Annotated in this window: 11 protein-coding genes; all 11 read left to right on the forward strand. The window is 72.9% G+C overall.

The genetic code is table 11. From position 1 onward, the window contains the following. Positions 1-897: a 16S rRNA (cytidine(1402)-2'-O)-methyltransferase gene (gene rsmI, locus ABZ934_RS16725; RefSeq protein ID WP_361313196.1), complete on the forward strand. Its 897-nt coding sequence runs from the start codon at positions 1-3 to the stop codon at positions 895-897. A gap of 273 nt (positions 898-1,170) precedes the next feature. Next, positions 1,171-1,557, forward strand: coding sequence for a hypothetical protein (locus ABZ934_RS16730; RefSeq protein ID WP_361313353.1), 387 nt, complete (start codon positions 1,171-1,173; stop codon positions 1,555-1,557). Between the two features lie 62 nt (positions 1,558-1,619). Next, the gene (locus ABZ934_RS16735; protein ID WP_361313198.1) at positions 1,620-2,498 is read left to right on the forward strand and encodes a TatD family hydrolase; all 879 of its coding nucleotides are present in this window, start codon (positions 1,620-1,622) and stop codon (positions 2,496-2,498) included. 714 nt (positions 2,499-3,212) lie between these two features. After that, complete coding sequence (locus tag ABZ934_RS16740) at positions 3,213-4,673, forward strand: ubiquitin-like domain-containing protein (RefSeq protein WP_361313356.1); 1,461 nt, start codon at positions 3,213-3,215, stop codon at positions 4,671-4,673. Further along, positions 4,670-5,572, forward strand: coding sequence for a 16S rRNA (adenine(1518)-N(6)/adenine(1519)-N(6))-dimethyltransferase RsmA (rsmA, locus tag ABZ934_RS16745; protein ID WP_361313200.1), 903 nt, complete (start codon positions 4,670-4,672; stop codon positions 5,570-5,572). Before ABZ934_RS16740 ends, rsmA begins: the two co-directional genes overlap by 4 nt. Continuing rightward, the gene (locus ABZ934_RS16750; protein ID WP_361313202.1) at positions 5,569-6,474 is read left to right on the forward strand and encodes a 4-(cytidine 5'-diphospho)-2-C-methyl-D-erythritol kinase; all 906 of its coding nucleotides are present in this window, start codon (positions 5,569-5,571) and stop codon (positions 6,472-6,474) included. Before rsmA ends, ABZ934_RS16750 begins: the two co-directional genes overlap by 4 nt. Before the next feature lie 67 nt (positions 6,475-6,541). Further along, the gene (locus tag ABZ934_RS16755) at positions 6,542-8,338 is read left to right on the forward strand and encodes an ABC-F family ATP-binding cassette domain-containing protein (RefSeq protein WP_361313204.1); all 1,797 of its coding nucleotides are present in this window, start codon (positions 6,542-6,544) and stop codon (positions 8,336-8,338) included. 159 nt (positions 8,339-8,497) lie between these two features. Further along, entirely contained in the window at positions 8,498-10,171 is a 1,674-nt protein-coding gene (locus ABZ934_RS16760) for a PQQ-binding-like beta-propeller repeat protein (protein WP_361313206.1), read from the forward strand. 43 nt (positions 10,172-10,214) lie between these two features. Then, a complete protein-coding gene (locus ABZ934_RS16765; protein WP_361313209.1) occupies positions 10,215-11,954 on the forward strand; it encodes a PQQ-binding-like beta-propeller repeat protein in 1,740 nt (579 codons plus the stop codon). Positions 11,955-12,082: 128 nt separating this feature from the next. Continuing rightward, positions 12,083-12,775 (forward strand): LuxR C-terminal-related transcriptional regulator, encoded by a 693-nt coding sequence (locus tag ABZ934_RS16770; RefSeq protein WP_361313211.1) that lies wholly within the window; start codon positions 12,083-12,085, stop codon positions 12,773-12,775. Between the two features lie 158 nt (positions 12,776-12,933). Further along, a complete protein-coding gene (galE, locus tag ABZ934_RS16775; protein ID WP_361313213.1) occupies positions 12,934-13,893 on the forward strand; it encodes a UDP-glucose 4-epimerase GalE in 960 nt (319 codons plus the stop codon). Positions 13,894-14,361: the final 468 nt, after the last annotated feature.

Raw genomic sequence — 14,361 nt, forward strand, 5'->3', positions numbered from 1 at the left:
GTGACGACTGACCAGCCCCGCGCCGCCGAAGCCCCCTCCACCGCCGGCGTGCTCGTGCTCGCCGGGACCCCGATCGGCGACCTCGCCGACGCCCCGCCCCGCCTCGGGGCCGAGCTGGAGCGGGCCGACGTGATCGCCGCCGAGGACACCCGGCGGCTGCGCCGGCTGACCCAGGGCCTCGGCGTGTACACCACCGGGCGCGTGCTGTCGTACTTCGAGGGCAATGAGTCCGCCCGCACCCCCGAGCTGGTAGAGGCGCTGGAGTCCGGCAAGCGCGTGCTGCTGGTCACCGACGCCGGGATGCCCTCGGTCTCCGACCCCGGCTACCGGCTCGTCGCCGCCGCCGTGGCCAAGGACATCAAGGTCACCGCCGTCCCCGGGCCCTCCGCCGTCCTGACCGCGCTCGCGCTGTCGGGGCTGCCCGTGGACCGGTTCTGCTTCGAGGGGTTCCTGCCGCGCAAGGCCGGCGAGCGCCTCGGCCGGCTGCGCGAGGTCGAGGGCGAGCGGCGCACGCTCGTCTACTTCGAGGCCCCGCACCGGCTGGACGACACCCTGGCGGCGATGGCCGAGGTGTTCGGCGCGGGCCGGCGGGCCGCCGTGTGCCGCGAGCTGACCAAGACGTACGAGGAGGTCAAGCGCGGCGGTCTCGGCGAGCTGGCGGCCTGGGCCGCCGAGGGCGTGCGCGGCGAGATCACGATCGTCGTCGGGGGCGCGCCGGCCGCCGCGCCGGGCGACGTGGACGACGAGGAGCTGGTGCGCAGGGTGCGGGTGCGGGAGGAGGCGGGGGAGCGACGCAAGGAGGCCATCGCGGCGGTCGCCGCCGAGGCCGGCGTACCCAAGCGCGAGGTCTTCGACGCGGTGGTCGCGGCAAAGAATGCGGCTCAAAACGTCCCGTAGATCGGTAAAGAGATAAGCTGAAAAGCAAAGCTCAGACCGCGTACCGGCCCTTTTGGGCATGAGTGGCCCAAAGTCCGCCCAACACTGGACAGGGCCTGATGCGCTCCCGCCCGAAGAGGCGTCCACTGGCAATGCACCAGTGGAACAAGAGGAGCTGGCATGAGTGAGATCGCTGAGACCCCGGCACCCGCACCGACCGCCGCCACCGCCATACCCACCGCCCCGTCGAGGCCGGCCCTGCACACCGTGCACGAGGCGTACTCGTTCGCCTGCATGAAGTGCGGATACGGCTGGGAGCAGGGGTACGAGATCGAACACCACGTGAACGGCCACGGAGAGCCCTTCATCGTGTATACGGTCAACAGCGAGCGGGTTCCCTCCCCCCTGTCGAACCCGACCTGCATGAACTGCGGCGGCCACGTGGTCCGCATCATGCGCGAGGGACAGGTCAAGTCGGTCCTCGGCATGCTCGACCAGCTCTACCACCAGGCCATCCACCCCGGCATCGCCGGACCGGTCCCGGCCACCCACGACGCTCCCCGCCCGCCCAAGCAGCGCAAGAGCGTCCCCGACCACGCCGCGCCGGGCCCCGTGCCCGTCGAGGACGCCGCGGCCCGCCGCGGACCGCTGGCCCGGCTGCGGAGGCTATTCCGGAAGTGACCGGAAGCGATGGACAGTGATCGGCGGGGCCCGCCCATCCCACCGGTCATAAGATCGGCCTCATGAGCCGTACCCCGAACGACGCGCCGCCCCCGCTGCCCGAACCGCTGCGGGTGGCGGTCGCCGACTCCCACACCCACCTGGACATGCAGTCCGGAACCGTCGAAGAGGGCCTGGCCAAGGCCGCCTCGGTGGGCGTGACCACCGTCGTCCAGGTCGGCTGCGACGTGAAGGGCTCCCGCTGGGCCGCCGAGACCGCCGCCGCGTACGAGAACGTCCACGCGGCCGTCGCCCTTCACCCGAACGAAGCGCCCCGCATCGTGCACGGTGACGCCGACAACTGGTCGAGGCAGGGCGCCCGGCCCGGCGGCGGCGAGGGCGCACTCGACGACGCGCTGGCCGAGATCGAGGCCCTCGCCGCGCTCCCGCACGTCAAGGCGGTCGGCGAGACCGGGCTGGACTACTTCCGCACCGGACCCGAGGGCATGGCCGCGCAGGAGCGTTCCTTCCGCGCCCACATCGAGATCGCCAAGCGCCAGGGCAAGGCCCTGGTCATCCACGACCGCGACGCCCACGCCGACGTGTTGCGCGTCCTGCGCGAGGAGGGCGCCCCCGAGCGGACCGTCTTCCACTGCTACTCCGGGGACGCGGCCATGGCCCGGGAGTGCGCGGCCGCCGGCTACTACATGTCCTTCGCCGGCACCGTTACCTTCAAGAACGCCGCGCCGCTGCGCGAGGCGCTGGCCGTGGCGCCGCCGGAGCTGGTGCTCGTCGAGACGGACGCCCCGTACCTCACCCCCGCGCCGTACCGCGGGCGGCCCAACGCGCCCTACCTCCTTCCACTGACGGTGCGGGCGATGGCCGCGGTCCGCGGCATCGACGAGGACGCGATGGCCACGGTCCTGGCCGCGAACACCGCCCGCGCCTTCGCCTACCTCTGATCTTGGCCAGTGTTCCGCCCTTCAGGGCGGGGTCGTCTTGCACCTGTACCGGATGGGCCACGCGCTCGTCCCGGCAGCCGGGAGGGCAGTCGTCAGGCGCGCCAAGCGCGTCAAGCCCGCTGCCGCGAGGCAGGCAGGAATCTCCCGGCCTCAGCCGGGAGAGCACTTCAATGAGGCGCCACTGGGTCATCTGTACGACCCGCCGACCCGCCGACACGCTGGGTAGCGGCCCGACTTTGATGAGTGACGCCCGTTCCCGCTAGGGTGCCGTGCCCGAACCAACGGGGCCGGACACGTGGAGCGAGCGTCGTGAGCGAGACACAGGGCAGTGGCGGACACCGCCGTGGCGGCCGCGGCGCGCGGAAGGCGGAGCCGGTCTTGTGGCCGGGGCCCGACGGCAGCGGCCCCGCCCCCGCCCCCGACCGACCCTGGAGCGTACCGGTGCCGTGGACCCCGGACCCGCGCACCGCCGCCCTCGCGGCCGGCCCCGGTCACGGCCACGACGAGGGCCGGCGTGACGGTCATGGACCCGCCCCGTACACAGGCCACGGGCACGGCCCGGTCCACGGCCGGGGCGATGCATCCGCCGGCGCCCCGGACGACGGTCAGGACCACGGCGCCGCCGGCGCCCCGTACGACCGCCCGCCCGACACCCCGTACGAGCGCCATGGCGACGGGCCGTACGGAAGCCGCCCCGGCGGCCCGCTCGACGACCTGTTCGGCCCGCACGGCGACCCCGAACCCCCCTCGCCCTGGAACCGGGACCCGGACCCGGGCCCGGGCCCCGACCCCGGAGTCGGTCCCGAGGCCGCCGTCCCCGCCCCCCGCTCCGCACGGCGCCGCAAGGCCCGCGGGCGTACCACCGCCCCGCACGAGACCCCGTACCGCACCCCGACCGAGGCCCCCCCGGGGCCCGGCCGACGTCGCCGCCCCGAAGCCGGTCCCGCCACCCTCGCGCCCCCCACCGAGACCGGGCCCGGGCGCCGCCGCCGGAGCGAGGGCCCGCCGCCGGCGCCCCTGCCGGCCCCGGCCGGCGCCGGCACCGGAAGACGCCGAGCGGCGCCCGCCCACGCCCCCGCCGGCCCCGACCACTGGCGCCGCATCGTCCCGCAGGCCCTGGTCGTCGCCTTCCTCGCGGGCGGCACCACCGCGTTCGTCGCCGCCGACAAGACGGTCCGCCTCACCGTCGACGGCGTACCCCGCACCCTCCACACCTTCGCCGACGGCGTGGACGAACTGCTCGCCGCCGAACACCTCGGCGTCGGCTCCCACGACCTCGTCGCCCCCGGCCGGGACACGGCCCTCGAAGACGGCGAGGACGTCGTCGTCCGCTACGGGCGCCCCCTCCACCTCACCCTCGACGGTCAGCGCCGCCAGGTGTGGACCACCGCCCGCACCGTGGACGGCGCCCTGCGCCAACTCGGCGTCCGCGCCGAAGGCGCCTACCTGTCCGCCGCCCGCACCACCGCCGTACCGCGCACCGGACTCACCCTCACCGTCCGCACCGAACGCGGCGTCACCTTCATGGCCGACGGCCACGAGACCACCATCCGCACCAACGCCGCCACCGTCCGGGAAGCCCTCGGCCAGGCCGGCATCACCCTGCGCGGGCAGGACACCACCTCCGTCCCCCCGGACTCCTTCCCCCGCGACGGGCAGACCGTCACCGTGCTGCGCATCACCGGCACCCGCGAGGTCCGCGAGGAACGCATCCCGTTCGAGACCGAGAAGGCCGACGACGACAGCCTGTTCGTCGGCACCGAGGTGGTGGAACGCGCCGGCCGGCCCGGCGCCCGCCGGGTCACCTACAGCCTGCGCACCGTCAACGGCGTACACGAGAAGCCCCGCCGGATCGCCGACGAGGTCATCCGCGAACCCGTCACCCGGCTCGTCAAAATCGGCACGAAACCGCTGCCGACCTCCGTCGCGGGCGCCGACGGCCTCGACTGGGACGCGCTCGCCCAGTGCGAATCCGGCGGCCGGCCCGCCGCCACCGACGCCTCCGGCACCTACGGCGGGCTGTACCAGTTCGACGTGACCACCTGGCAGAGCCTCGGCGGCAGCGGCCGCCCCCAGGACGCCCCGGGCGCGGAGCAGACGTACCGGGCCAAGAAGCTCTACGTGCAGCGGGGGGCGACTCCCTGGCCCCACTGCGGCCGTAGGCTTTACCGGTGAGCACCGCAGAGCAGCAGCCCCACGAGACCCCTTCCGACGCCCTCCTCGGCCCGGCCGACATCCGGGAACTGGCCGCCGTACTCGGCGTCCGGCCGACGAAGCAGAAGGGCCAGAACTTCGTCATCGACGCCAACACGGTCCGCCGGATCGTCCGCACCGCCGAGGTGCGGCCGGACGACGTGGTCGTGGAGGTCGGGCCGGGGCTGGGCTCGCTCACGCTCGCGCTGCTGGAGGCCGCCGACCGGGTCACCGCCGTCGAGATCGACGACGTGCTCGCCGCCGCGCTGCCCGCCACCATCGAGGCGCGGATGCCGGGCCGCAAGGACCGCTTCGCGCTCGTCCACTCCGACGCCATGCTCGTCACCGAACTGCCGGGCCCCGCGCCGACCGCGCTCGTGGCGAACCTGCCCTACAACGTGGCCGTGCCCGTCCTGCTCACCATGCTCGACCGCTTCCCCAGCATCGAGCGGACGTTGGTGATGGTGCAGGCGGAGGTGGCCGACCGGCTCGCCGCCGAGCCGGGCAACAAGGTGTACGGGGTGCCGTCCGTCAAGGCCAACTGGTACGCGCACGTCAAGCGGGCCGGGTCCATCGGCCGCAAGGTGTTCTGGCCCGCCCCCAACGTCGACTCCGGTCTGGTCTCGCTGGTCCGCCGCTCCGAGCCGATCAAGACCACCGCCTCCAAGGCGGAGGTCTTCGCGGTCGTCGACGCGGCCTTCGCGCAGCGCCGCAAGACCCTGCGCGCCGCCCTCGCCGGCTGGGCCGGCTCCGCCGCCGGCGCCGAGGCCGCGCTGGTCGCCGCGGGCGTCTCCCCGCAGGCCCGCGGCGAGTCGCTGACCGTGGAGGAGTTCGCCGCGATCGCCGAGCACAAGCCGGCCGCCGAGAGGCCCGCGCTGTGAGCCGCTCCGTGACCGTCCGCGTCCCCGCGAAGGTCAACGTCCGGTTGGCGGTGGGCGCCGCCCGCCCCGACGGCTTCCACGACCTGGCGAACGTCTTCCTCGCCGTGTCCCTCTACGACGAGGTCACCGCGAGCCCCGCCGACGAGCTGACGGTGACCTGCGACGGCCCCGACGCCGACCAGGTGCCCCTGGACCGCGGCAACCTCGCCGCGCGCGCCGCCGAACTCCTCGCCAAGAGGGGCGGCCTCACCCCGTCCGTACACCTCCACATCGCGAAGAGGATCCCCGTGGCGGGCGGCATGGCCGGCGGCAGCGCCGACGGCGCGGCGGCCCTCGTGGCCTGCGACGCCCTGTGGGGGCTGGACACCCCGCGCGCCGAGCTGCTGGAGATCTGCGCCGAGCTGGGCAGCGACGTCCCGTTCGGCCTGGTCGGCGGGGCGGCGCTGGGCACGGGGCGCGGGGAGATCCTCACCCCGGTCGCCGCGGGAACCTTCCACTGGGTCTTCGCCGTCGCCGACGGCGGGCTGTCGACCCCGGCCGTGTTCCGCGAGTTCGACCGGCTCGCCGCCGGGCGGGACATCCCCACGCCCGAGGCGTCCCCGGCCCTGCTTGAGGCCCTCGCCTCCGGCGACCCCGACGCGCTCGCCGCGACCTTGGCCAACGACCTCCAGCCCGCCGCGCTGTCGCTGCGACCCGGGCTCGCCGACACCCTCGCGGCGGGCACCCGGGCCGGAGCCCTGGCCGCACTGGTCTCCGGCTCCGGCCCCACCACCGCGTTCCTGGTCCGCGACGCGGAGTCCGCCGCCATGGTGGCCGCCGCCCTGGAAGCGTCCGGGACCTGCCGTACCACGCGGGTGGCGACCAGCCCCGCCCCCGGAGCCACCGCGCTCCCGGAGGGTTAGGCTGAGGGGCTGATCCACACCCTCTCCCGGACACCGTCCGGGGGGACCCCCACCTGGAGCGCGTCTGATGGCCGTCAATCTGGTCAATGTCGAGGCAGTCAGCAAGGTGTACGGCACCCGTACCCTGCTCGACGGCATCTCCCTCGGCGTGTCCGAGGGAGACCGCATCGGCGTCGTCGGCCGCAACGGCGACGGCAAGACCACCCTCATCCGGATGCTCGCCAAGCTGGAAGAACCCGACACCGGCCGCGTCACCCAGTCCGGCGGACTGCGCATGGGCGTCCTCACCCAGCACGACTCCCTCGACCCGCGGGCCACCGTCCGCCACGAGATCATCGGCGACATGGCGGACCACGAGTGGGCCGGCGACGCCAAGATCCGCGACGTGCTGACCGGCCTGTTCGGCGGCCTCGACCTGCCCGGCTTCGGCCAGGGCCTCGACACGGTCATCGGCCCGCTCTCCGGCGGCGAGCGCCGCCGCATCGCCTTGGCGAAGCTCCTCATCGCCGAGCAGGACCTCCTCGTCCTCGACGAGCCCACCAACCACCTCGACGTCGAGGGCATCTCCTGGCTGGCCAAGCACCTCCAGGAACGCCGCTCCGCACTCGTCTGCGTCACCCACGACCGCTGGTTCCTCGACCAGGTCTGCACCCGCATGTGGGACGTCCAGCGGGGGGCCGTCCACGAGTACGAGGGCGGCTACAGCGACTACGTCTTCGCCCGCGCCGAACGCGACCGGATCGCCGCCACCGAGGAGTCCAAGCGGCAGAACCTCATGCGCAAGGAGCTCGCCTGGCTGCGCCGCGGCGCCCCCGCGCGCACCTCCAAGCCCCGCTACCGCATCGAGGCCGCCAACGAGCTCATCGCGGACGTGCCGCCGCCGCGCGACACGTCCGCGCTGATGCGCTTCGCCAACGCCCGCCTCGGCAAGACCGTCTTCGACATGGAAGACGTCACCGTCCAGGCCGGACCCAAGATCCTCCTCAAGCACCTCACCTGGCACCTCGGCCCCGGCGACCGCGTCGGTCTCGTCGGCGTCAACGGCGCCGGCAAGACCTCCCTGCTGCGCGCCCTCGCCGCTGCCGCACGCACCCAGGGCGAGGAGCAGCCCGCGGCCGGCACCGTCACCGTGGGCAAGACCGTCAAACTGGCCTACCTCTCCCAGGAGGTCGGCGAACTCGACCCCTCGCTGCGCGTCTTGGAGGCGGTCCAGCGTGTCCGCGACCGCGTCGACCTCGGCCAAGGCCGCGAGATGACCGCCGGTCAGCTCTGCGAACAGTTCGGGTTCACCAAGGAGAAGCAGTGGACGCCGGTCGGCGACCTCTCCGGCGGCGAGCGGCGACGCCTGCAGATCCTGCGCCTGCTGATGGACGAGCCCAACGTCCTGTTCCTCGACGAGCCGACCAACGACCTCGACATCGAGACCCTGACCCAGTTGGAGGACCTCCTCGACGGCTGGCCCGGTTCGATGATCGTCATCTCCCACGACCGGTTCTTCATCGAGCGCACGACCGACACCGTGATGGCGCTCCTCGGCGACGCGACCCTGCGGATGCTGCCGCGCGGCCTCGACGAGTACCTGGAGCGCCGCCGGGCGATGATCGAGGCCGCCGCACCCGCGCCCGCCCCCGCGGCCGTCAAGTCGTCGTCCTCGGGCGACGCGCGCGCCGCGAAGAAGGAACTCCAGAAGATCGAGCGGCAGCTCAACAAGATGTCTGACCGCGAGTCGAACCTGCACGCGCAGATCGCCGAGAACTCCACCGACTACGACAAGGTCGCCAAGCTCGACGCGGAGCTGCGCGGACTCATCGCAGAACGGGACGAGTTGGAAATGCGCTGGCTGGAGCTGGCCGAAGACGCGTGATCCGTGCCGCGCACGGCCGCCCGCCGGCCGGATAACGGCCACGTCACGGGCCGGTCCTCCCTTGGGAACAGGGCGTGGACCGGCCCGATGTATGTTCGGCGGCAGTGATAGAAAGGTCATCCTCCCGTCACGACCGTCCGACGCCGAAGGTATGCGCTGATGACCGAGCCGCCCCAGCCGCCGCCGAACCAGCCGCCACCGCCTTCCGGTTACGGCCACCTGCCCGGTCCGCCGCAGCTCGCCCACGTGCCCCCGCCGGGCGCGAACCCGTACGCCCAGCAGCCCCCGACGGTCCCGCAACCCCAGGCGCCACCCGGCCGGTTCCCCCAGCCCGGCTACGGCTACCCGCAGCCCCCGACCGTCCCCGGCGCCCCCCAGGGCATGCCCGGTGCCCTCGGCCACCCCGGCGGGCAACGCCCGCGGAAGCCGGCCGTCATCCTCGCCGCCGTCGTGGGCGCCACCATCGTCCTCGCCGTCGGCGGTTACTTCGCCTTCGGCCACGGCGGCGGCGACTCCCCCGAACATCCCGTCGCGCAGGGCAGCACGCCGGCCGACGACAAGCCCTCCGGCTCGCCGTCCGTGGACACGGGCGACGGGAGCGGCAACGGCAGCGGCGACCAGGAGGACCTCAACGCGGGCCGCAAGCCCGGCGAGGACAAGGTCCTCTGGTACAAGAGCGCGAAGATCGACGGCCCGGGCGCGGGCGTTCCCGCGCAGGGCCAGTGGGTCGTCGGCGACTCCGTCGTCAAGACGGTGGGCAAGTCCCTCGTCGGCTACCAGGTCACCGACGGCAAGCAGAAGTGGAAGCTCGACTTCCCCGCCGATGTCTGCGGGAGCACCAACCAGACCACCGGCGACGGCAAGACGGTCATCCTGCTCAAGGACGGCGACAGCGACACCGCCGACTGCAGCCAGATGAAGCTGATCGACCTCAAGACGGGCAAGGAGGGCTGGACGAAGACCGTCGAGCAGCAGAACCTCTTCGACACCGCCATCAGCGCCTACCCGAGCATCGTCGGCGACACGGTCGCCGTGAACCGGAGCATCTCCACCACCGCCTACAAGATCAGCACAGGTGACAAGATCTTCACCGGCAACGTCCCCGAGGGCTGCAAACCGCGCGCCTACATCGGCGGCAACGCCAAGATGATCGGCCTCGCCACCTGCGAGGACGCCGACCGCACCGTCGAGGTCCAGGGCATCGACCCGACCACCGGCAAGAAGAGCTGGACCTACCGCCTGGCCAAGGGCTTCGAAATCAACAGCGTCTACTCCGTCGACCCCGTCGTCATCGACGTCGGCAACCGCGACACCAAGAAGCGGGCCATCATGTCCCTGGGGCCGGACGGGAAGACGCGCGCCAGCATGTCCGCCGAAGGCTCCTTCGTCGTCAACTGCGGCGCCGGCAGCGACAGCCTCCAGGGCTGCGGCACCTCCGCCGTCGCCGACGACACCCTCTACCTGGCGACCCTGCCCGCGAACGGCGCCAAGGCGAACGAGATCGTCGCCTTCGACCTGGGGACCGGCAAGGCGAAGTGGCGTACCCCCTCCGGGGAGAACGCCGGCATCATCCCCCTCGTCGCCGAAAAGGGGCGGCTCATCGCCTACCGCAAGAGCGTGTCCTCCGACAAGGGCGGCGAGATCGTCTCCGTCCCGGCCGCCGGCGGCAACCCCACCGTGCTGCTGCACAATCCGTCGGGACCCGCCTCGGAGGTCGAGAGCGCGTTCTACTCACCGGAACTCGACTACGTGGACGGCCGGTTCTTCGTGTCCGTCACCCGACTGCAGGCCGACGGCAAGGACGAGAAGCTCCTGATGGCCTTCGGCAAGTGAACGAGTCCACCGAGCCGCCCACCGAGAGGCAATAGATCCCCCCATGAGCACGCCCAGTACCCCGCCCCCGCCGAACCAGCCGCCCGGCGGCTACGGCGCGCCCCCGCCACCCAACCAGCCGCCCAACCAGCCGCCGCCCGGCGGCTACGGCGCGCCTCCGCCGGTCCCGCCCATGCCGCCGACGGCCCCGCAGCAGCCCCCCGCCGCCGCGCCCGGGCAGCCCTCCTACGGCTACCCGCCGCAGGCACCGGCCGGTTACGGCTACCCCCAGCAGCAGCCCCCCGGCTTCCCGAGCGGGCCGCAGCAGGCCGCCGGCCAGGGAGGCGGCGCGGGCGGCGGCGACAAGCGCACCCAGCTGATGATCGTCGGCGCCGCGCTGCTGGCCATGGTCCTCATCATCGGCGGCGGCTTCTGGTACGTCTCCGACCAGGGCGGAGGCGGTGGCACGCAGCCCGTCGCGGGCGGCGACCCCACCGGCTCCACGGGCAACGACAAGGGCCCGACGCCCCAGGGCGGCACGGAGAAGGTCCCAGCCAACCCCAAGTCGCGGACCCTGATCAACGTCCCCAGCCCGACGCCCGACGACGTCGTCTCCGTCGACGGCTCCTGGCTCACCGACAGTACCTACGTCAAGTCCGACGTGGCCAAGGTCGTCGGGTACAACCTCGTCGACGGCGGGAAGAAGTGGGAACTCCCGCTCCCCGCCCAGATCTGCGGCGCGACCAAGCACGTCAGCGGCAACAAGACCGCCGTCCTCTTCCAAGAGGGCATGGCCAGTGACAGCAACAAGTACCCCCAGTGCACCCAGGTCGGCGTGATCGACCTCGACACCGGCAAGCTCGTCTGGTCCGGCACCGCCAAGTCCCAGACCAACGGCGACAAGCCCGTCCCCTTCACCGAGGTCACCCTCAGCGGCCAGACCGTCGCCGCCGGCGGCCTGCGCGGCGGCGCCGCCTGGAACCTCGCCGACGGCAAGTCCCTGTGGACGCCCAAGGTCGACGGCGACGGCTGCTACGACCTCGGCTACGCGGGCGGCGAGGCCCTCGCCGTCCTCCGCAAGTGCGGCCAGGACCCCAACCAGACCCTGTACGCCCAGTCCCTCGACCCCGCCACGGGCGCGCCGAAGGCTTCGTACAAGCTCGCCCCCGGCATCGAGTGGGCCGGCATCATCTCCACCAAGCCGCTCATCGTCGCCGCCAACGTCGGCAACACCGCCAAGAACGCCACCAACGTCAGCGACCTCTTCGTCATCGACGACGCCGGCCAGCTCAAGTCCCGCATCGGGCTCTCCAGCGGCAACTACGCCCCGGACTGCCCCGCCACCGAGGTCGAGCAGTGCACCGGCATGGTCGTCGGCAACGGCAAGGTCTACATCCCGACCTACGAGCACCAGGGCGCGTCGTCCTCCATCGGCCGCACCAACGAGATCGTCTCCTTCGACCTGAACACCGGCAAGGGCACCACCGACCGCGCCGACGCCGGCGAGCGGTACACGATGTTCCCGCTGCGCATGGACGGGTCGAACATCATCGCCTACAAGGAGCCTCCGTACGACGGAGGCGGCCAGATCGTCAGCATCGACGGCAAGACGATGAAGCAGACCGTCCTGATGCAGAACCCGTCGGACAAGGCCGTGCACAGCGCCGAGACCCAATTCGTGGTCGACCACGCCGAGTTCCGCTACCACAACGGACACCTGTTCATCGCCCGCACGATGGTCCGCAAGCCGTACGGCAGCGCCGGCGACCCGGAGCACCTCTTCGTGTCCTTCGTCGCCAACTGAACCCTCGACCTCCTCGCGCGAGCCCCCGGACGACCCAACGCTTCCGGGGGCTTTCGCACGGTAACCGGCACGCCCCGTCGAACAAGCGTGTAGCTTGCCGGGTCAGGAGGAACGGGGAGGGTGCCCTCATGGGCGTACGGGTCATGGTGGTCGACGAGCACCGCCTGCTGGCCGAGGCGCTCGCCTCGGCCCTCAAGCTGCGCGGCCACCGGGTTCTCGCAGCCGCCGCGCCGGCCGCCGGCGCGGCCGAACTGGTCATCAGCCGCGCCCCCGAGGTCTGCCTCTTCGGTACCGCCACCCCCGCCGAACCGACCGTCTTCGAACCCGTCGTCCGCATCCGGCGCGAACGCCCGCAGATCGCCGTCGTCGTCCTCGGCCCGGTGCCGAACCCGCGGGGGATCGCCGCCGCCTTCGCCGCGGGCGCCTGCGGGTACGTACGTCACGACGAGCGCATCGAGGGTGTGGAACGGGCCCTGGCCAAGGCGCGCGCGGGGGAGGTCGCCATTTCCCCCCAGCTGTTGCAGAGCGCCTTCGCGGAACTCCTCAACCCCGCCGCCCAGCCCGACGACGAGGGCAGCCGGTTGCTGCGGCTGCTCACCCCGCGCGAGGTGGAGGTCCTGGTCCGGGTCGCGGAGGGCGAGGACACCCGGCTCATCGCGGCGGGCATGGCCATCGCGCCCAGCACCGCCCGCACGCACGTCCAGCGGGTCCTGATGAAGCTGGGAGTGGGATCGCGGCTGGAGGCGGCCGCGCTGGCCGCCCGTACCGGGCTCCTGGACCGGGCGGCGCCGCCCGTGTGGCCGCCCTCCGGCCGGGACTGAGCAAGCCCGCCGTCCAGGGTCCCGCCGCCCCCCGGGATCGCGCTCCGGCGGATTGGGGCAGGATGTCCGGGGCGGATTTCCCCGGACGCGTGCGATCCGGTAAGCCGGACCCAGCACGCGAAATCCCGCGTGCGTCACCCCGCGAGAGGCAGCATCACGTGAGCAAGTACCTGGTCACGGGCGGCGCCGGATATGTGGGCAGCGTCGTCGCCGCCCACCTTCTGGAAGCCGGCCACGAGGTCACCGTCCTCGACAACCTTTCCACCGGCTTCGGCGAGGGCGTCCCCGCGGGCGTCACCCTGATCAACGGGCGGATCCAGGACGCCGCCGAGTACCTGGACGCCTCCTTCGACGCCGTCCTGCACTTCGCGGCCTCCTCGCAGGTCGGCGAGTCCGTCGCGAACCCCGGCAAGTACTGGGACAACAACGTCGGCGGCACCCTCGCGCTGCTGACCGCGATGCGCGAGGCCGGCGTGCGCAAGCTCGTCTTCTCCTCCACCGCCGCCACCTACGGCGAGCCCACCGAAGGGCTGCTGACGGAGACGTCCGTGACCGCGCCGACCAACCCCTACGGCGCCTCCAAGCTGGCCGTCGACCACATGATCGCCGGCGAGTGCGTGGCGCACGGCCTGGCCGCCGTGTCGCTGCGCTACTTCAACGTCGCCGGTGCCTACGGGGAGTTCGGCGAGCGGCACGACCCCGAGACGCACCTGATCCCGCTGGTCCTCCAGGTCGCGCTCGGACAGCGCGCGTCCATCTCGGTGTTCGGTGACGACTACCCGACCCCCGACGGCACCTGCGTACGCGACTACATCCACGTCGCGGACCTCGCCGAGGCCCACCTGTCGGCGTTGCGCGTCGCCACCGAGGGCGAACACCTGATCTGCAACCTCGGCAACGGCAGCGGCTTCTCGGTCCGCGAGGTCATCGAGACCGTCCGCAAGGTCACCGGGCGGGAGATCCCCGAGATCGTCGCCCCGCGCCGGCCGGGCGACCCGGCGGTCCTGGTGGCCTCCGCCCGCACGGCGCACGAGCGTCTCGGTTGGACCCCCACCCGCTCCGACCTCACCGGCATCGTGACCGACGCCTGGAACTTCGCGCGCCGTCACCACTCCTGACCGGCTCGCACACCGAGGCCCGCCCGCACGCCCCGGCCCGCCCGCGTACTCCGGACCGCCCGCGCCCCCCGTCGCGGGCGGCGCCCGGCGGCGGGGGCGCGTGTCGTGGGGCCGCGCGCCGTGGTCGGGCGCCCTGCGCGGGCGCCCAGCGTGCGTACGCCGGGTGAACCGCCCCCCGTGCAACTGCCCGTGACACGCACCGGGACCCTGAACCGGCCGTCGCGCCGCGCGGACCCACCGGACCCACCGGACAAGCGAAATCAAGCCACACCGAGGCCCGTTCAGAGCCACCGCGCCGGAAAATCGCTCGGAAAACTTCTGCTATTCGGCCAACCGCCGGAGCCCACCCGCTCTACGCTGATGCGTGACACCGGTGGGGGCCGGCGTTGATTCAGGGGTCGAGATACGCCGGGTACGGCGTCCGCTCCGGGGTAGTGCAGAGATGTCTCGGCGGCGGCCGCGGCTGCT

This window comes from Streptomyces sp. NPDC046557 (genome assembly GCF_040645975.1).
Taxonomy (GTDB): Bacteria; Actinomycetota; Actinomycetes; order Streptomycetales; family Streptomycetaceae; genus Streptomyces.